Genomic DNA, 19,894 nt, shown 5'->3' on the forward strand with positions numbered 1-19,894 from the left:
TCATTTTAGGGTAATGTCTTGTTTTTTGACGATACCAGCTACAACGGTCTCAATAGAGTATTCACCGGCATCATAAAATTCTGTAGACAGCTCAAACTTTGCTTTGCCCAATCTTGATGTTTCTTTCAACAAGGCAACAAATTCACCTTGTCGATCATTTAGTTTCATAGAAATAGGGACTCCATCGGGCACGATCTGGTCCATAAAACTTTGAATGTTTTCTACAGATATACTTCTCTGGTCATTTGTAAGGGTTATCTGGTAGTCTTTAATGGCCGCTATAAAAGAAACGGATATTGGTTTGCTCTGTGCTGCTCCTGTAACATATGCTTTTACCTTCCATTCGGTAGCCTCATATGGATGTATAAAACGGGCCTTGGCGATACCGTTTAAAGTGGTGCCGTTTGCCGTTAACCGAATATTTTTATGGTTGTTTGCCACAAAGTTGACCAAGGTACCGTCACTAACCACATTGCCATATACATCTTTAATGATGTCGGAAGAAAAGGTTATTGTTTGGTTCCCGTCCGCATAATCATGGTTACGAGCGTATGTAATAGTAAAATCGACCGCATTGCCAGGGTAAACTATACTAGTCAATTCTTTGGAATTACTCTCGTTACAGGTAGCGGTGACCAAAATACGACCAGCTTGTTGTGGGGCATATATATTTTTCCATCCCATTAGGTCTTTCATCGTGATGGAATTGGACGATATGTTGTCTTTGAATTGATAGGTACTGGTAATTTTTGTGCCGTCGGACAAAGGATTGTCATAAGCATCCGTAGGAGCTATAACGTGCATAGAAAAATCAGAGGTTACGGCCGTAATGCTTCTTGGGCCCAAATAAGATTCTATATAGGTGCCATTATTGGGGTTGGGGAGTATATTGAAGCTTCCCTTTGCCTTAATTTGTGCGTTTTCGGTCAATGTCCAATGACACAATCCCGCTTTTTGCGTGATATGTTTCGGTACATCAAAGATGAACATATTCTCTTCTTTGGTAGCTTTGAGTACGGTAGTGCCCAAACTGTTTTCTATGATCAAGGCTGCAAGCTCGTTGGTAGCGTCCTTGAACTTTAATTGAATAGGGTCACCGGCAACATTTAATTTTTTAAAGGGTAGAACTGTGGGGTTGGAAGTAATAATTTGTGAACTGTCCATTTCTTTCTTGCATCCTACAATAAGGACGAACAAAACAAGTATGTAAGCATAGTTCTTCAAATTATCTTGGATTTCCGATATAACCGTTCGTTTCAATTTTAATATACTCATATCCTATTCCAGAATATGGCTGTAACTGTTCTTGGGCATGCTCATATTCGCGATTAGGAAATGCCTGTTCAGATATGGATTTGTTAGGCAGACCGTTCACGAAACAGTTTTCTAAACTGCTGTTGATTACCTGTAGGTCGTTCAATTTTTCAGGTTTAAAATCGAAATATTGTTTACGTTGTATACGAACGCCTTCGGTTAAAAAGTGGTGGTCTACCCACATTAATTTTTTGTTGTTATCGTAGTACGATATCAATAGTTGAGGTATTGTAACCTCTTGTATACCTGCATTATACAAAGACCCCGTAATTTGTTCGGGACTTAATTCCACATCTTGCAAGGTAATTTCTTTATAAAGGTCGGTATTGGCCACGTTTCCTGCACATTGAATGTTGAACCTCGTAGGCTGTTCCTTAAAATTCATCGGGGTAAATTGGTCCGGATCAAAGGTAGGGGGCAAGGTATCTTTGGTAGATGACCAAGCAATACCCTCAAAATCTATTCTAAAAGTGGTCGTTTCTTTGGGCATCAGTTTGTGCTTTAATTGGTATTTACCATTATAAGTGGCCAGTTCAACATTACTGTCGTTGTATAGACTGGCCTTTATGACCACATCTGAAGGTACATTGTCTACATTTTGTAATTCTCCAATTATACTGTAGCTACCGTTATGTTTTACCAGTTTTGCCGTTAAAATCTCTAGTACGGGCTGTTTTAAAACATCTTCATGATTGGTCTGTTGGGTCGTAATACGGCGTCTGCCATGATTAAAGAAAGCGGTCGTATTAGAAGAAAGCAATTGATCTGGAGGCAGGTCGTTGTCAAAAGTAGAAGGGGCTATATACCATTTGCCGTTATGTTTCAATAAATCATGTTCGTATAATTTATCAATTTTTTCAAGAGGGGTTACCCATTGGGTAAATACTTTGGCCTTGGCACTGGTTTTGGTCTCATCCAGTATTTCTACGCCGATAGAATCTAGTTTGGCGTATGAACTAAGTATGCCATCGGTGACGGACACTTCTAGCATATACTGAGAAATGTCTACATCGCGATTAGGGTCCAGATAAGAATGGGCCCTTTTAAATTCTTTAAAATCGAGGGCGTCATAATACGAAACGACTACATTTTTTGGTGCTATCTGTGTAGCATTGGTCAGGTAAAAATGATACACCCCAAAACCCAGTACCATAAGTAACAACAGGGCCCAAATATGATTTATGTTCACTAGGCCTTTAGAGAATTTGGTGTACTTTATTTCATAGTTCATGAACACACCTTGGGGCAAGGGGCGCGATTTTAGAATTCGGTACCACACCAATTGAATGTTAATTATAAAAGCCAAAACAACGGTTAACATGGGTATAATACTCCACATTATTTTCAATGTAGTGGATACATCTTCTTTTTCTATAATGGCGGGGATCGGGGGTACGTTTAGTTTTTCCCAGACCATAATTCCGTTTTCCAATTGCTGCAGTCGTTGCCAACCACAGAAGTAGAGTAGTGGGTCATAGAATTTGTCATTGGAGAATATATATTTAAGATTATATTTTTCCGGTACCGTTAAGAATTGTTGTAGAGAGCCAATACCTTGAACACCCCTAAACTTTGAATTCTCCAATCGTTCTATAGGTCGCGTGGTAAGCTCTGGTAATCTTCTTGCGGAGTGATAGTTGCCATCTACCGTCATAGCTTTCGTCTGCGCCGAAAGCCATGCCATTTGGTCACCGAACCCCAAGGGCAGATAGCGCCAATGATCGTGCATATCCTGACTCAGAAAATTAACAATGGGCAGCATATTTATTTTTTGTGGCTGTGATGGCCTAAAATAGTTAAGGCTCATGGTGAATATGACCATTGCCAGTATTCCACCAGCCAATAAGCCGCCAATAATTCTATGGTATACAGCCCCGAAACGCTGCTGAATATGTTCTTTTAAATCACCTTCTACCAGTCTGTATACAAATTCACCAAATATGGGCAGGGCCATAATGGTAGCCCATAGTGTAAAACGGTCCAGGGTTAAAATATTAAAGGCGGTTTCGCCCAAAACGGCTAATGGAATCGGGGTGGTACCACCGGTTCCCAAAATCGTCAATACGGTAAAAGATAATCCGAAGAACAGGTAACGCTTGCTAAAATATCTGTAAAATATATAAGGAAGAATAAATAGTAATATTCCCCAGGGAATTAAAAAGAATACGAGTCCTGATGAGGTAACTTCCAAAAAATTATCCCTTGACCCATGTGGAATGGGAACTTGGGTGATAGGGTTTTTCTTTGAGTTTATCCAGTACGGCAGTATACAGAAAATAAAGAGCATTAACGAACCGAAACCGAAGCCCACTATACGCCAAAACAATTTTTTGAACTGTACTATGAATACTTTAAAGGTGATAGATTTGGTGTTCGGTACCTGATCTCTACTGGCGTCCATCAACACCATACCAATTAATGGGAATATAAAGAAAACCATTCCGAATATTGGTGTTACATGGTGCGATGTAACGGTTACGGCGATCAAAGACAAGCTGGTGGCGAGGTACCTAAGTTTTCCTGTTTTTATCCATGAATATATTTCCGGTAAGGAATGTAGTAAGATGGATAAGGCCAAAATACTCGGTAATTGTCCAAAAATATGGAGGGTTTCTATGAAGGTAGACGAGAAGACGGCCAAGATAGAGGTGTATCCGGCTATTTTACGGCTACCGGTCATAAGCAACCCATAGCGGTAAGCCCCGGTTATAAAAAGAACAATGCCGATCATGGCAACGGTAAACATTCCAAACTTAAGCCCGCCTATATACGAAAGTGCGGCAATACCTTGGTGAACCAAAGGGGGGTAGGCTTGTACGGTAAAACCGGTATACCACCTATAGTCCCAGGGTTCGAACCAACTATTGGCATAATGGTCGGCAAAAAATAGGTGGATCAATGCGTCGTACGTGGTCTCTAACGTAAAAAAGATGCTGGATCCATGAAAGGCGACTCCTATAAAGAGAGCCAAAATAAGTAAGACGTTCGTCTTTTGCATTGATTGCTAGTTGTAAGAAAATATAACAAAACAAAGATAGCTTTATTGTACATGTCCTTCACAATCAGCCATCGAACTTAAAAAACCATTCGTCTATACAAAAATGCATCCCGTCCGTTCGGGGTAAAAATCGACGTCTAATGCCGGTAGATTTGCAGTAGAATATGTAAAACTTTTTATATCCATTTAAAAAATTGCCCAATGAAAATTTTAGCTATAGACGATCAAAAACTAATATTACTTTCTGTTGAAAAGCGTTTGACCGAATTAGGATACGAGGTAAGAACAGCATCTGACGGACAGTCTGGAATAGACCTTTTTGAGGCTTATAAGCCAGACCTGGTGTTGGTAGATATTAATATGCCGGATATGTCGGGACTGCAGGTGGTAAAGCATATTCGATTTTTTAAAGAGTCGACAACACCTATTTTGATAATGTCCGGCAATACTACCGAGCAGGTAATAATGGACGGTTTTACCTTGGGTATCGACGATTATATGAAGAAGCCCGTTAGTTTGGACGAGATGGCGGCAAGAATTAAAAGAATCATTGGTACGCCTGTGAACAAAATGGAAAACCTAAAGGAACAGTCAGATGCCCAAATGTTACAAAAGAATTGTGTAGGGGTGGTTATACCCTGTTACAATGAAGAGGAGAGGCTTTTAAGTGATGAGTTCAAAGACTTTGCGCATAAAAACCTTGGATACCACCTTTGTTTTGTGAACGACGGCAGTACGGACAATACATTGGAAGTGCTTCAAAAATTACAGGAAACCAACCCGGGCAACATCAGTATATATAATTGCGAAAAAAATGGCGGAAAGGCGGAAGCGGTAAGGCAAGGGGTTCAGCATCTGATTAAGGACGAACAGTTTGACTATATAGGGTTCTTGGATGCCGATCTATCTACAGATTTTAGAGATTTTGATGATTTGGTCAAGACCATTGAAAATTCTAATTTCAAAATAGTTAGTGGCTCAAGAATTTCACGAATGGGCGCTAATATTACAAAAGAGTCGGCCCGAAAAATTATTAGTACCACCATTAACCTTATCATACAGACTATTTTGGGCATGCCCTTTAAGGATACACAATGTGGGGCAAAAGTTATGGACAGGGATATTGCCGTTAAAATGTTCGAACAAAAATTTATAACCAAGTGGCTTTTTGATGTAGAAATTTTTATGAGAATGAAGCGATACTATGGTAAGAATGAAGCTATAAAGCTTATCTGTGAGCAACCCCTTAAAAGATGGATACATGCAGATGGGTCTAAGCTGTCGATGAAAGACTCTGTTAAAATTGTTGGGCAATTGTTCGAAATAGCCGTTGATTATAGAAAGTGGAGTTTCTAATTTGAATCTTCCAGCCCATATTTTACGTAAGCCAACCGTGTACCGTCCGGACTCCATGAGGGAACGTTGATGGTGCCTTGCCCACCATAAAATTCCTCTGTTAAATCGATTATCTTTTTTGTTTCCAAATCCAATAACCTCAATTTTACCTGTTTCCCAAATGGATGACTTTGACCCTGATCGCTCATATAGGTAATAATGGTAGCTACTTTATTGTTAGGTGAAATATGGGCAAACCAGTTAGAACGGTCGTCAAAGGTCATCTGTTCCGGGTTGGAGCCATCGGGGTGCATACGCCATATTTGCATGGTTCCCGTTCTGTAAGAGTTAAAGTAAATATATTTTCCGTCAGGTGAATATTCCGGCCCATCATCCAGTCCTTCAGTAAAAGTGAGTCGAATTTCATCGCCACCGTCTACATGCATTTTATAAACATCATAATTATCATGTCTCTCGGCACAGTATACGATCCATTTACCGTCTGGGGACACACCGTGCCAATAAGATGGAGACAAGGGGGTTATTTGTATGGGATTTCCTCCGCTTGCAGGCACCTTGAATATATAGGAACCACCTTTACCGTTGGGGTTTCCGCTAGACAAGAACAATGTTCGCCCATCAAAAGAATACCCATGGTCGTTGTTGGCCCGTTGAACGTTGCCCGTGTTCAAAACACCTAGGTTTTTACCGTCCAATCCAATTTTTTCTAGTTGTCCGTTACTGTTGATTAATAGAAAAGAACCATCGGGCGACCAATTCGGTGCTTCAAAATGCCGGTTCTCTTTTAAGATCAGTTTAGAAGTAGCTGCCTCTAACGAATAAACGTACAAACTGCTAACCACTTTTTTACCATCGGGTATTTGAGCGCTTAACGATAGTTGAACCAGTAAAAAAAGAATTAAAAACCTTTTCATCGTTAGCTAATAGTATGGTTAGATAATAAGTTTAAGATACTTATTATTTTTTATACTACTTGTACCACTACACTTTTGTAACACCGAAGCAAGCAATATATTAGGAGCTAAGTTGTTTCGAAAGATGGTTTAATGGGGTAACTTGTCTTTTATGAGTCCATATAAAAAGGTTCCGACAATAGAGGCCAATATTAAAACAAGAATAGGTACATAACCAGCTCCGACCAAGGTAAACATAGGTCCGGGGCAAGCACCTGCCAAGGCCCATCCCAATCCGAAAATAATTCCTCCGATCATATATCGGCTAAAGCTTTTTTCTTTTGGATAAAATTTGATGGTCTCGCCATAGAACGATTTTATATGAAGTCTTTTGATCAATTGTACCATAATGATCCCGATTACCAAGGCAGAACCAATAATGCCGTACATATGAAAAGACTCAAACTTGAACATTTCATAAATTCTAAACCAAGAGGCCGCTTCTGACTTGTACATGGTAATACCGAACACAATGCCTATTAATAGATAAGATATTGTTCTCATAGCCTTAAAAAATTAATGGAAAAATAATATATATCATTACCAGGCCACCAATAAAAAAACCGATGACCGCTATTAATGATGGTAACTGTAAATTACTTAGTCCTGATATGGCATGGCCAGAGGTGCAGCCACCGGCATAACGTGTTCCAAAACCTACCAAAAGACCTCCAATGATCAAGATAGATAGGCTTTTGATGTCCGTCATGGCATCCAGGGCAAAAAGTTCGGTGGGTAAATAGGCTTTTCCGGCACTTTCGAAACCGAGCTCTTGCAGATCTGCTATAGTGTTAGGGTTTATGGCAACAGAGGCATCGTTGGTTAAAAAAGTAGATGCGATAAAACCTCCTATAATGGCACCCAGCACAACAATAAGGTTCCATTTTTGTGACTTCCAATCAAACTTAAAAAAATTCACCTTGTTTCCTGCCCCGCAAATTGTACATAGGGTTCTAAGGTTGGAAGACATGCCAAAGTTTTTTCCTACCATAAGAAGTAGAAACATTATCAATGCTATCATGGGGCCCGATACATACCAAGGCCATGGTTCATAGATCCAGTTCATTTAGTCCTTTTTTGATTACAAAGATATGCGCTTACGGCAAGATAACCGATAAGGGCGGTAGAAAGGCATATGGCAGGTGTGCATCAGGGCATCAAGGCATAGCCTTTAAGTTCGTAATTTGCCAAGACCATCATTGCCGATAGCCCCAATTCTGTGTTATCGTTTAAATCATCGGCACTAATGCCCCTAGATGCAGTTGCTTGGGCACATACATATATTTCAACTCCGTAATCGCGCAACAATTGTAACAACTCGGTATTCGGATTGGCCTTGTTATATTTTTCTTTGTATTTCTGGTCGTTCAATGCGGCAAAGGTAGCTCCACCATGTACGGCCGCTACAATATGAATCTTATCTTGGGAAACACCACCGGTGCCAAGCATGTTTATTAATCGGGCTATTTTAAACAGCCCTATATTTACACCGTCTAGTTCTCTATCATCCTTTACATCAAAAACTATATTGTACTCTAAAGAGGTATCCGGTTGGGCGGCAACATCATTGAACTGTTTTATTCTGCCATATCCTTCGATTATCGGAGTGGTCCATTCTTGGGCATTCATCATGCCACTTGTCAAGCATAATAAGGCTATTGTAATTACGTTGCGCATATCTAGTTTTAATTAATTGGTTTTTTATCAGATACAGGTAAAGTTAAAGGAATATTGCTATTCTATACCGTGTTTTCATAAAAGTAAGGGAGAATTGTAAATCTGTGGCCATTATTGTCGTTATTATTAGGTCAAATTTTTAAATTGAACCTAAATTTAATTCCCTCAAAAGAAGACAATAATTAGGTTATGGATGAGATAAGGCTCCTTGCACGTAGGTTATTTGTTCTCTTCATATCAATGTTGGCTTTGATCGTTGTTCTCTTTATTCTATTATTTACCTATAAACCTTCTAAGAATATAGCTTCTCCTGTAATATCCGAGGAAGCAAAAGTTATTGAATGGAAACCCAAAGACGTACTTGCGGAATTGAAAAATATGCCTGACGATGTTAAGATGGGATATTTTTTGGTTTCTGAGACCTCTAACTTCATGGGGCCTTCTGCGAAGGATCCTACGATGAGGTTTGCGGGAAACAATTTGGCGTGTACCAATTGTCATTTGCAAAACGGTACACAGGCAGGGTCGGCTTCATGGGTGGGGGTTATTGACCGTTTTCCACAATTTGGCGGACGTGCCAATAAAATAGGAACGATCGAGGAACGTATAAACGGCTGTATGGAACGTAGTATGAACGGAAAGATGCTTTCGGAAGGTTCTCAAGAGATAAAGGCGATCGTTGCCTATATGAAATGGTTGGGCGAAGATTTGCCAAAGGATAGGGAAAAGGAGTTTAAAGGATATGGGCCTCTAAATATCCCTAATAAGGCGGTAGACCTTAAAAAGGGCGAAGAGGTATTTGTAAGAGAATGTACATTATGCCATGGGGCCGATGGCCAAGGTATTAGATATGTGGAAGCTTCCAAAGGCTACCAATACCCGCCTTTATGGGGAAGTGACAGTTATAATGACGGGGCGGGGATGTATAGGGTGATAACGGCAGCACAGTTTATAAAAAGTAATATGCCTTTTGGTCAAGCAACTTGGGATAATCCAAAATTGACCGATGAGGAAGCCTATAATGTGGCGGGCTACATCAACAGCTTTAACAGGCCACATAAATCTAATACCGAAGATGATTATCCCGATAAAAAATTAAAACCCGTTTCTACACCGTATGGTCCGTGGGAGGATGATTTTTCTGCAGCCCAACATAAATATGGTCCGTTTCAACCAATTATGGAGTTCTATAAAAAGCAATATAATATCATTAAAACCAAATAGACTTGATCCGAAACTTGTTTTTTCTATGGTGGTTACTGCCCTGTATCGTTTTTTCCCAAGCTTCGGAAGAGAACGTTAGTAAGGGCAAATTGTCGGGGCAATGGAGAACTTACTATATGACAACCTTTAATAAAGGCGGTTTGAAGGATTATAGTGCGTTTGCCACAGGCGGAAATATTAAATACCATTTTCAGTTAAATGAGAAATTTCAATTTGGTGCTGCCTTATATAATTCGACCAATTTGGGAGTTCAAGACCTAACCGTTGCAGATGTCTCTACAGGTAAAATAAGTAGGTACGAAGAAGGTTTGTTCAATAGGTTGGATCTTTCTAACGATGCTGTTTTTTTGCTAGGGGAGCTGTATGTTAAATACAAGTTGCCCCGTCATGAATTTACGGTGGGGCGTATGAAAATAAATACCCCTTTGATTAACCCCGAAGATGGCAGAATGATCCCTACTTTGGTTCAAGGGGTATGGTACAAACATAAAGTAAAGAAAGATTTCTTTTTTCAGGCCGGTCTACTAAACCGGATCGCCCCACGATCCACAGGTAAGTTCTTTACTATTGGGGAAAGCATCGGAACGTACCCAGTAGGCAGAAATAGAGATGGCAGCAATAACGAATATGCCAATAATACTGATTCTGATTTTATAGTATTGCTCAATGCCAATATGAAGGTTTTGAAAGCGGTTCAGATGGATGTTTGGAACTATTACGTTGATAATATATACAATAGTCTATATATTAGACCTAGTTATTCCATAACTCCGAAAATAGTTGTTGATCTTGAATGGTTACACCAGAACAGGGTAGGCAATGGGGGTAATACCATAGAATCGTTTCGTTATTTTGACCAAAATTCCTCAGATATATTGGGGGTGCGATTAAATTATAAATGGAAAAAATCTATGATCTCTATCTCCTATGATAAAATAATGCCGCATGGGCAGTTTATTTCGCCACGCGAATGGGGAAGGGAAGACCTTTTTAGTTTTCAAAAAAGGGAAAGAAGCGAGGGCTCTGCCAATAATGACGCGCTGGTTCTTAATTTTAAGACCAACTTTCCGGTGTGGAAAGATCAAATGGGCCTTACATCCATTTTAAGTGTTGGAAGACATTGGAAACCAGAGGTGACCAATGCAGATTTAAACAAATATGCCGTTCCCGATTATACGCATATTAACCTGGACCTTTTCTTTAATCTTAAAAAAGTAAAGCATTTAAAACCAGAGCTGTTGTTGACTTCCAAACTCGCCAACGGCGATATCCCCGACAATCCTAATTTTTACTTTAATAAGACCGATATGTTTCACATAGATCTTATATTGAACTACAATTTTTAAGAGCGCCTTTTACCAAGTTGATAAATTAAACGTCTTTACCTTTCATCATTTTGTTCCAATAAAGATAGGGCAGTCCATATTTCTTGAGCATCCATAATCGCCAATGTTCTTTTGATGAATCTGAAATGAGCATTCGTTTCAATTTAGGGTCGGGAGTAAAATTATTGTTGTAATCGAACTCTGCAAGTACCATTTTACCATAGTCGGTTACCAACGGACAAGAAGAATAGCCGTTATATGACTTGTTACCCATTTTATGGTGCTTTATCAACAGGTCAATATTGTCCACAACAATAGGAACTTGTTTTCTAATGGCCGCCCCGGTCTTTGCGGTGGGGAGGGCCGCTACATCTCCGAGACCAAAAACATTTGAAAATTTATTGTGTTGCATTGTTTGGTGGTTTACGTCTAACCATCCTGCATCGTTCACTAAAACGGAGTCTCTGACAAATTTAGGGGCTACCGAAGGGGGGGCGGTGTGTAACATATCGTAATGTATTCCATACCGGTCTCCATCTACCGTTACCTTGACATCTTTATAATTGTATTGAAAAGAATCGTCTAACCGGTTTTCATCATCTTCTCCGGCCATTACTACGCAACCACCTGCAGTGACGTCTTTTCCAAGTTTATACCATGCAATTTGTTTATCGGCATCTACGGCCACCAATTTATGGTAAAACCGTAGGTTAATGTCTTTTCGGTCAACCACCTGCATTAAGGTTTTGGCGATTTTCTTAACACCGAAAATTACGGTGCCACTCGTGGCGAACACGACTTCCGTTTTGTTTCGGACACCACTTTTTCTAAAGTAGCTTTCTGCCAAATACATTATTTTTTGGGGTGCTCCACCACATTTTATGGGCGTTGTGGGCTGTGTAAAAAGGGCGGTGCCGCCTTTAAAGTTTTTTATAACGTTCCAAGTATGCTTCGGATTGGTGTAGTTGCTACAGACGACCCCTTTATCTATGGCATCGCCCAAACCTGGTACCAAACTAAAATCATAGGCCAAACCAGGTACTACGACCAAATAGTCATAGGTGATGTCGCCTTTATTAGCGGTATGTACCAAGTTGTTCTCGGGGTCCATACCTGTGGCTCTATCCTTGATCCATGTAGCACCTTTGGGTATCACAGAGGACATGGGCCTAGCGGTTTTGTCAAAATCGTAGGTGCCCGCACCTACTAAAGTCCAGGCAGGTTGGTAATAATGGGTATCCGCTGGTTCGATTATGGCAACATCGCTTGCCTTTTTTTGTCTTATTAATTGTGATGCGACCATGATGCCGGCCGTACCACCGCCAATAATTAAAATTTGATGATGTGCGCTCATTGTATTAATTTTTTATCAATCTTCTAAATTTAGATGTAATAAATTATTAATACTGTAACTTTTGTTACATAAGCTTATTATTTACTACAACCGCCTGCTTACATCATGGTAAACGGACCGCTGTTCGTTTTATATTAAAGTGAATGTTATTCTTTGTTTTTATCGGATTTTATGCCCAATACGGAATAGAGAGGACAAAATTTAATTAAAGTGGTAAATAACAATATAGCGGATAATGCTATGAGTATATTGCCCAATGTACCGTCGATTATTTTTAAGTAATATAGAATTATTACGACCAAGGCAAGACTGATCCTAACTATGCGGTCGGTACCGCTCATATTTTTTTTCATAATAAATGGTTATTTATAGATTCAATGATTATGTTCATTATAGTTATCGCCCCTGCATAATCAGAACAAGTATAAAAAGACGTTGTTCTATTACAGAAAAGATTTGCCGAAGGTAGTTGACTGGTTTATAGTAAAATATGATAAATGTTAGGAAACTGATTTATTGTTTTGAGAGCTTTGGATTGTAACAATTGTTACTAAAAAATTTAAGGGGAAGGGGTAACTTTGATTTTTAATTTAATTTGAATGAAAGAATACATAGATGCATTTGTAAATGCTTTTTTAGGAACGGTTCAGTGGACCTGGAAGTCTATTTTGTTCGATGTGCCATGGTACACGAATTACTTTTGGGGACTGATCGCAATCTCGCTATTTGTATGGTTTTTAGAAATTTTATTTCCATGGCGTAAAGAACAGGGGATATTTAGAAAGGATTTCTGGTTGGATGCCTTTTACATGTTTTTTAATTTTTTCTTGTTCGCGATTGTCATTAGTGGGTTTTATAAGGTATTGCAAGTTCTTTTTAACGATATGGGTATCACCGCCAAAAGCTTGTCTATAGTGGATATTTCCGCTTGGCCAATGGGGCTTCAGCTTTTGGTGTTTTTTATAGTATTGGACTTTGTGCAATGGTTTACGCATGTATTACTGCACAGGTATCCGGTTCTTTGGAGGTTTCATCAAGTACACCATAGTGTAAAAGAAATGGGTTTTGCGGCCCATTTAAGGTATCACTGGATGGAAAATATTCTATACAAACCCTTGAAAACTTTTGGAGTGATGATTTTAGGCGGGTTTGAACCTGAACAAGCGTACATTGTTCATTTTCTGGCAATTGCCATAGGTCATTTCAATCATTCCAATATCAAGATAACATGGGGCCCATTAAAGTATATACTAAACAATCCTGTAATGCATTTATACCACCATGCCTATGCTTTACCGGAAGGTAATACCTATGGTGTCAATTTTGGTATAAGCCTTAGTATATGGGATTATATATTTAAAACGAACTATGTACCGGAAGATAGTGGTAAAATAAAACTAGGCTATCCGGGAGATGAGGAATTGCCCAAAGATTTTTTCGGACAACTGGTTTACGGGTTTAGAAAGAACAAAAAAAAATGACCGAGACTAAATAGGTTCCGGTCATTTCTTTGAAAGTTGAGAACGAATAGGGTAGGGGTCATTTCTAAAAATATCCTACCCTTTTGTGTTTGTCTTTATATGGGTTTTACTTTTCAAAAGTAATGGACCAAATTCCGCGCACTTCGTTCGCAGAATACCCAGTGGCCAAATCGTTCGGATACAATTGTTGTAATGAAGTCATGACCTCCGGTTGTATGTCGTTATTTGGTTTTCCGTGGCATTGCAGGCACATGGCATTGGTGATCAGCGGAGCGTAAAATTTGACAACATCGCCTTCTTCTTCCACAATAGGGCTGTATTCTTTACCTTCGGCAATACTACTTTTAAAATACGCTATATGTTCCAGTTCTTTTGCATTGGCCTTATTGTTGGGGTTTCTGGGCTTATCCGAAACTCTTTTTATAACGGCATGATGAACTGTGGCCATACTATCGGTAATGGGATAGGCTTGTATATTACAGAACTTTACGGCTCCCAAGGTACCTTTCTCTTGAATGGCCGCAATTAGGTTTTTTCCCAATTGTTTCTGTGTGCTAGTGGCATATTTCATACCTATTTCTTGGTAGTTTACACTATCGCCGTTATCCACATTGCTATCGTGCAGTGTTTGTTGGTCTTCTACGGGCGACTCATCGAGCTGTTTTTTTTCAACGTTTTTACAACTGGCAAGTATCAAAACGATTACGGCTATTTTTAGAATATTTTTCATTATTTCGAAATTTTTCCGGTTGCACAACTTACAAAAGATTTGGCCTTGGTAAAAACCGTGTTTTCGGCATCTACCGATGGGTATCCAATATCTTTTAATCTTTCTTTTACCAATAGGGCATCTTCTGGTTCGTTACAGTCGAACGAAACCACAGAAGAGTTAACATCAACGGTTACATCCGAAATATTGGGTAAAGTTGCCAATTTGGTAATGATAGTACTAGCGCATCCGCCACATTTTAGATTTTGAACAATAATAGATGTTTTCATAATAGTTGTTTTAAAATACTGTAAATAAGCATTGTATGTTTAATTTGAGAGCCAGGGGAAATAAGAGGGCTATTGGTTTCTTTGCCAAGCCATATAGCCTCCTTTTAAATCTGTTATAGAGGTAAACCCCATTTCTTCTAGCATGTACGCAGCTTTTCTACTACGGTTTCCTGATCGGCAATAAAGATAAATAGGCTCTTCTTTGTTTTTTAATTTACTAAAGAATTTTTGAAATGCCGCCCTGTTAAAGAAATCTACGTTGACCGCATTTTTTATGTGGCCAGAATTATATTCTCCAGATGTTCTAACATCTACCAACCGTACTTTCTTATTTTTAATTTCATTTTGAAATTCTTCTGCGTTCAAAATATTAATGTATTCTGAAGATTTTGATTTAAAGAGGGATGAAAAAAATGACATATGTTTATAATATTAAATGAAAAGATTAACTAAAAAAGAAAACGGCCCAGTTTTAAAAGACCGTTTTCTCCCATAACCAACCAAATAAAAACAATTCTAATTTAGGCTTTTCTTTGCCAGATACCAGTCTACTTTTTCTACACTATCATCGGCCAATCTTGCGTTTAATTCATCTAGGGTTTTAGGTGGCGAAACAATTACCTTATCACCTTTTTTCCAATCTAACGGCATTGCAACTTTATATTTATCAGACGTTTGAAGTGCCTCTAGCGCCCTTAGAATTTCATCCATATTACGACCTACGTTAAGTGGGTAGTACATAATGAGTCTTATTTTTTTCTCGGGATCTATAAAGAAGACAGCCCTTACTGCAGAGGTTTCACTCTCGTTTGGTTGCAGCATACCGTACAATTTAGATACTTTCATGTCCAAATCGGCTATGATAGGAAAATCAAAATATACCCCGGTATTTTCCCGAACGTTTTGTACCCATCCTAAATGCGCATGTACACTGTCTATACTAAGTCCTAAAAGCTCTGTGTTCAAAGCGTCGAACTCTGGTTTTCTGGTGGCAAAACCACTCATCTCGGTTGTACAAACGGGCGTAAAATCTGCAGGATGCGAAAACATAACAATCCATTTATCTTTCGCGTAATCTGATAATTTTATTTTTCCCTTGGTGGTATTGGCCACAAAATCGGGAGCCTTGTCTCCAATTCTTGGCATTACCGCTACTTCATTGTTATCTAGTGTTTCCATATTGTTTATTTTTTATACTATAAAGGTACCGGTCTTTACACTTAAGCACAGTAACTTAGGTTACATAAAGTGTTAAAGAAAGGGCATAAAAAAAGGCCCGATATCGGGCCTTTCTTATAATATTAAAGTTTTGTTTACGCTAATGGATTTTATAGGAATCTATTTGTTTTTGGCACTCCATTCGGTGTAGCCGCCCGAGTAATCGTAAATGGTCTTAAAACCTAATTCTTTTAATATTTGGCTTGCCTTGTTACTTCTGCCGCCCACTTTGCAATAAATGTAAACGGGCTTTTCTTTGTCTAACGACAACACCTTTTTATTAAAGGTTTCGGTGTCCAGAACATTTATGTTTATGGCATCATCTATATGTCCGGCATTATATTCTTCAGGTGTTCTTACATCCACCAATTGAACATCTTTACCTATGGCTTCTGTTTTTAACGTTTCTATATCGATAATTTGTACTTGGTTGTCGCTTTGCGAATTGCAAGAGGAAATAACGGTTGTTAAGAAAAGTAATATTACAATGTTCTTCATTTTAGCAGGTGTTTTATACATCAGGTAATTTAAAAAGGAAACCGGTTCTTCGTAAAATTGGATAAAAGAGTTCTTCTTTATTCAATTTACTCATTAAAATTAATCAATATCTGGAACAATGGTTTTTCCTTGCCATTCTAACATACCGCCTAATAGATTGTATGTATTGGCAATACCAGTAGCTTCTAATAGGTTGCAGGCTCTTTGGCTTCTTTGTCCACTTCGGCAATACACGTAATAGTTCTTGGTTTTATCCAATTTGTTTGCGGCCTGTTCAAATTTTGCAGGATCCATTACATTTATTAGCAAGGCATTTTCTTGAACACCTTCCATCCATTCGTTTGGTGTTCGTACATCAATTATAACAGCATTGCCATCATTTTCTATGAGTGATTTCCACTCGGTCTGATTTACATTTTTCATATACAACTATGATCTGTTTATAATGTAGACGGACAAACGTAATCGGAAACCGGAATACCGGATTCTTTAATTTCCTTGAACCCTCCTGTCACGTCTATTAAATTATGTATTCCCCTACTTTTTAAGATAGAACTTGCTATCATACTTCTATATCCGCCGGCACAATGCACGTAAAACGGTTTGTTTTCAGGAAATTCCGATAAATGATCGTTTAAGAAATCTAGAGGGGTATTATGTGCCGTCAACACATGTTCCGACAAGTATTCGCTTGGTTTTCTAACATCGAATACCGTCGCATTTTCTTTTTCTATGGCATCTTTAAGCTCTTCAGAATTTACTTGGCTTACCGTGTCGTATTCCATTGATGCTTTTTTCCAGGCTTCAAATCCACCTTTTAAGTATCCTAGGGTATTATCGAAACCAACTCTAGACAGTCTTGTAACCGCTTCTTCTTCCAAACCTTTTGGGGCTACCAATAAAATAGGTTGCTGTACATCGGCGATCAAGGCGCCTACCCATGGGGCAAAACTACCATCTAACCCTATAAAGATAGAGCGGGGGATATGGCCTTTTGCATAATCATCTTGATGTCTAACATCTAACACAATAGCTCCGGTCTCATTGGCCGCGGCTTCAAATTCTTTGGGAGAAAGAGCTCTGGTACCACGTTCTAATACGGTTTTTATATCCTCGTACCCCTCTTTGTTCATTTTTACGTTCAACGGAAAATACTGTGGTGGTGGCAGTAATCCTTCTATTACCTCCTCAATAAATTCGTCTTTGGTCATATCTGCCCTTAAGGCATAGTTCATTTTTTTCTGGTTGCCCAAGGTATCCACCGTTTCTTTCATCATATTTTTTCCGCAAGCGGAACCGGCTCCATGGGCCGGATATACGATTACATCATCTGCCAATGGCATTATTTTTTCCCTAAGGCTGTCATATAAATAACCGGCAAGGTCCCTCTCTGTTAATTCCCCCATTTTCTGAGCAAGGTCGGGTCTACCTACATCACCTAAGAAAAGTGTATCTCCACTAAATATAGCGTAGTCTTTTCCATTTTCATCTTTCAACAAATAGGTGGTACTTTCCATGGTATGGCCAGGGGTATGTAAAACCTTAATGGTAAGGTCGCCTAATTTAAACTCTTGGTTGTCTTCGGCAGTAATAGCATCGAAAGAGGGATTGGCATTTGGCCCATATATGATTGGTGCTCCCGTTTCTTTAGCCAAAGTAACATGTCCGCTTACAAAATCTGCATGAAAATGTGTCTCAAAAATATATTTGATCTTAGCATCGTCTAGCTTGGCTCTTTTAATATAGGGGTGTACTTCACGTAAAGGATCTATTATGGCAACTTCACCTTTGCTCTCTATATAATAGGCACCTTGTGCAAGACAACCTGTGTAAATTTGTTCAACTTTCATTAGGACACATTTTTAATTACAATACAAAATTACGAATTGCAATTAACTAAAACGGTAACAATGGTTACATTGCTTGTAAACAAGAACGCCCTGTAGATACTACAGGGCGTTCTTACTCTTGTTTTAAAATGATCACAGCATTGTGGTCGGGCAAACGTATTCTGATTTCGGAATGTCTGTTTTAGAGATATCGTCAAAACCACCTATAACATCCGCAAAATCGGACCAGCCTCTTTGTTTTAAAATAGAAGCGGCGATCATACTACGGTACCCACCGGCACAATGTAAGATAAAGGTCCTGTCTTTTGGAAACTGGGCCAAATGTTTATTGATTTCATTTAGGGGTACATTAATGGCCCCGATAATATGTTCAGAATCAAATTCACTTTTCTTACGTACATCGACAATCAATGGTTGCTCACTTTTTATAGCTTTTTCCAAATCTTCTGCAGTAATACGGGCGGTAGTTTCAAAATCTTTGCCAGATGTTTTCCAAGATTGGAACCCTCCTTTTAAATATCCTACGGTACCATCATAACCTACTCTAGATAAGCGCGTAATCGCCTCTTCCTCTTTATCTGGGTATGTGATCAACAATATTTCTTGTTTTACGTCTGGAATCATTTCACCTACCCATTGTGCAAAATTGCCATCGAGACCAATGTTAATGCTATTAGGAACAAAACCTTTGGCAAAATCGGAAGCATCTCGGGTATCTAACATTAAAGCTCCGGTTTCGTTCGCGACCACTTCAAATTCGTCTGGTGTTAGAGCTTTGGTTGCCCTGTCCATTATTTTGTCCAAACTTTCGTATCCCTTAATATTCATGAGAACATTTTGGGGAAAGTACCCTGGAGGTGCGGTGAGGCCGGTCAAAAGTTCTTTAATAAACTCTTCTTTGGTCATATCTGCCTTAAGGGCATAATTTACTTTTTTCTGATGGCCCAGCGTATCGGTCGTTTCCTTACTCATCATTTTACCACAGGCAGAACCTGCTCCATGGTTTGGGTAGACTATTAAATCATCGCTTAAGGGCATGATTTTATTTCGTAACGAGTCATATAAATGCCCCGCGAGCTTTTCTTGGGTCAATTCGGATACTACGTGCTGTGCAAGGTCGGGTCTTCCGACATCTCCGATAAATAAGGTGTCACCTGTTATAATACCGTGTTCTTTTCCATTTTCGTCTATGAGTAAATAGGTGGTACTTTCCATAGTGTGCCCTGGTGTATGTATGGCCTTGACCTTATAATCGCCCACTTCGAATATTTGTCCATCTTTGGCGATTGTGGCTTCATATGCGGGTTTCGCACCCGGACCAAATACAATTTCGGCACCGGCCTTCTTTCTTAAATCTAAATGGCCGCTTACAAAATCTGCATGAAAATGTGTTTCAAAAACATATTTTATCTCGGCGTTATCTATTTGCGCTCTATCAATATAGGGTTGTACCTCCCTTAGTGGGTCAAATACGGCCGCTTCACCTTTACTTTCAATATAATAGGCCGCATGTGCCAAGCATCCTGTATAAATCTGTTCTACTTTCATAATTGTTCGTTTAAAGGTTTATGGGCTAAAATTACTTATAGAATGTCTGTAATTCTGTGACTTATGTCACATAAGGTTGTTAAAATTGTATAAAAAATA

20 protein-coding genes are annotated in these 19,894 nt (G+C 39.0%); 4 read left to right on the plus strand and 16 right to left on the minus strand.

From position 1 onward, the window contains the following. Positions 1-1,275: a hypothetical protein gene (locus J8L85_RS09535; protein WP_211016772.1), complete on the minus strand. Its 1,275-nt coding sequence runs from the start codon at positions 1,273-1,275 to the stop codon at positions 1-3. Beyond that, positions 1,226-4,312 carry a hypothetical protein gene (locus tag J8L85_RS09540; protein WP_211016773.1) on the minus strand — a complete coding sequence of 1,029 codons (3,087 nt, stop codon included), beginning with the start codon at positions 4,310-4,312 and terminating at the stop codon, positions 1,226-1,228. The genes J8L85_RS09535 and J8L85_RS09540 overlap by 50 nt, the downstream gene beginning before the upstream one ends. A gap of 201 nt (positions 4,313-4,513) precedes the next feature. Between J8L85_RS09540 and J8L85_RS09545 the strand changes: the two genes are divergently transcribed. Then, complete coding sequence (locus J8L85_RS09545) at positions 4,514-5,668, plus strand: response regulator (protein ID WP_211016774.1); 1,155 nt, start codon at positions 4,514-4,516, stop codon at positions 5,666-5,668. Here the strand turns inward: J8L85_RS09545 and J8L85_RS09550 are convergent. From J8L85_RS09550 to J8L85_RS09565, 4 genes are all read right to left on the minus strand, one after another. After that, complete coding sequence (locus tag J8L85_RS09550) at positions 5,665-6,582, minus strand: DUF5050 domain-containing protein (RefSeq protein ID WP_211016775.1); 918 nt, start codon at positions 6,580-6,582, stop codon at positions 5,665-5,667. The two genes, J8L85_RS09545 and J8L85_RS09550, sit on opposite strands and share 4 nt — an antisense overlap. Positions 6,583-6,711: 129 nt before the next feature. Beyond that, entirely contained in the window at positions 6,712-7,125 is a 414-nt protein-coding gene (locus tag J8L85_RS09555; RefSeq protein WP_211016776.1) for a DUF6691 family protein, read from the minus strand. A 4-nt stretch (positions 7,126-7,129) separates the two neighbouring features. Continuing rightward, positions 7,130-7,687 (minus strand): YeeE/YedE thiosulfate transporter family protein, encoded by a 558-nt coding sequence (locus J8L85_RS09560; RefSeq protein ID WP_211016777.1) that lies wholly within the window; start codon positions 7,685-7,687, stop codon positions 7,130-7,132. Positions 7,688-7,770: 83 nt separating this feature from the next. Continuing rightward, on the minus strand, positions 7,771-8,298 hold the full coding sequence (locus J8L85_RS09565; protein WP_211016778.1) for a DsrE family protein: 528 nt from the start codon (positions 8,296-8,298) through the stop codon (positions 7,771-7,773). 189 nt (positions 8,299-8,487) lie between these two features. Between J8L85_RS09565 and J8L85_RS09570 the strand changes: the two genes are divergently transcribed. After that, entirely contained in the window at positions 8,488-9,522 is a 1,035-nt protein-coding gene (locus J8L85_RS09570; protein WP_211016780.1) for a c-type cytochrome, read from the plus strand. A 2-nt stretch (positions 9,523-9,524) separates the two neighbouring features. Continuing rightward, positions 9,525-10,868 carry an OprD family outer membrane porin gene (locus J8L85_RS09575; protein WP_211016782.1) on the plus strand — a complete coding sequence of 448 codons (1,344 nt, stop codon included), beginning with the start codon at positions 9,525-9,527 and terminating at the stop codon, positions 10,866-10,868. A 25-nt stretch (positions 10,869-10,893) separates the two neighbouring features. Here the strand turns inward: J8L85_RS09575 and J8L85_RS09580 are convergent, their stop codons facing one another. Continuing rightward, positions 10,894-12,201, minus strand: a complete 1,308-nt coding sequence (locus tag J8L85_RS09580; protein WP_211016785.1) for an FAD/NAD(P)-binding oxidoreductase — start codon at positions 12,199-12,201, stop codon at positions 10,894-10,896. Between the two features lie 146 nt (positions 12,202-12,347). Beyond that, positions 12,348-12,554: a DUF2892 domain-containing protein gene (locus J8L85_RS09585; RefSeq protein WP_211016787.1), complete on the minus strand. Its 207-nt coding sequence runs from the start codon at positions 12,552-12,554 to the stop codon at positions 12,348-12,350. A 246-nt stretch (positions 12,555-12,800) separates the two neighbouring features. Here J8L85_RS09585 and J8L85_RS09590 point away from each other — a divergent pair, with 246 nt between their 5' ends. Next, positions 12,801-13,682: a sterol desaturase family protein gene (locus J8L85_RS09590; RefSeq protein ID WP_211016789.1), complete on the plus strand. Its 882-nt coding sequence runs from the start codon at positions 12,801-12,803 to the stop codon at positions 13,680-13,682. A 106-nt stretch (positions 13,683-13,788) separates the two neighbouring features. Here the strand turns inward: J8L85_RS09590 and J8L85_RS09595 are convergent, their stop codons facing one another. The 8 genes from J8L85_RS09595 to J8L85_RS09630 form a co-directional block, all read right to left on the minus strand. Next, positions 13,789-14,412: a DUF3365 domain-containing protein gene (locus tag J8L85_RS09595; protein ID WP_211016791.1), complete on the minus strand. Its 624-nt coding sequence runs from the start codon at positions 14,410-14,412 to the stop codon at positions 13,789-13,791. Beyond that, positions 14,412-14,681 (minus strand): heavy-metal-associated domain-containing protein, encoded by a 270-nt coding sequence (locus J8L85_RS09600; protein ID WP_211016793.1) that lies wholly within the window; start codon positions 14,679-14,681, stop codon positions 14,412-14,414. Before J8L85_RS09600 ends, J8L85_RS09595 begins: the two co-directional genes overlap by 1 nt. Positions 14,682-14,750: 69 nt before the next feature. Continuing rightward, entirely contained in the window at positions 14,751-15,101 is a 351-nt protein-coding gene (locus J8L85_RS09605; RefSeq protein WP_211016794.1) for a rhodanese-like domain-containing protein, read from the minus strand. Between the two features lie 96 nt (positions 15,102-15,197). Beyond that, on the minus strand, positions 15,198-15,860 hold the full coding sequence (locus J8L85_RS09610; RefSeq protein WP_211016796.1) for a peroxiredoxin: 663 nt from the start codon (positions 15,858-15,860) through the stop codon (positions 15,198-15,200). Between the two features lie 159 nt (positions 15,861-16,019). Further along, a complete protein-coding gene (locus J8L85_RS09615) occupies positions 16,020-16,397 on the minus strand; it encodes a rhodanese-like domain-containing protein (protein ID WP_211016798.1) in 378 nt (125 codons plus the stop codon). A 99-nt stretch (positions 16,398-16,496) separates the two neighbouring features. After that, entirely contained in the window at positions 16,497-16,820 is a 324-nt protein-coding gene (locus J8L85_RS09620) for a rhodanese-like domain-containing protein (protein WP_211016800.1), read from the minus strand. Between the two features lie 17 nt (positions 16,821-16,837). Further along, on the minus strand, positions 16,838-18,247 hold the full coding sequence (locus tag J8L85_RS09625) for an MBL fold metallo-hydrolase (RefSeq protein WP_211016802.1): 1,410 nt from the start codon (positions 18,245-18,247) through the stop codon (positions 16,838-16,840). A gap of 132 nt (positions 18,248-18,379) precedes the next feature. Further along, positions 18,380-19,795, minus strand: a complete 1,416-nt coding sequence (locus J8L85_RS09630) for an MBL fold metallo-hydrolase (protein WP_211016804.1) — start codon at positions 19,793-19,795, stop codon at positions 18,380-18,382. Positions 19,796-19,894 lie beyond the last annotated feature (99 nt).

Source organism: Maribacter sp. MMG018 (assembly GCF_018100785.1).
In the GTDB taxonomy this organism is placed as follows: domain Bacteria; phylum Bacteroidota; class Bacteroidia; order Flavobacteriales; family Flavobacteriaceae; genus Maribacter.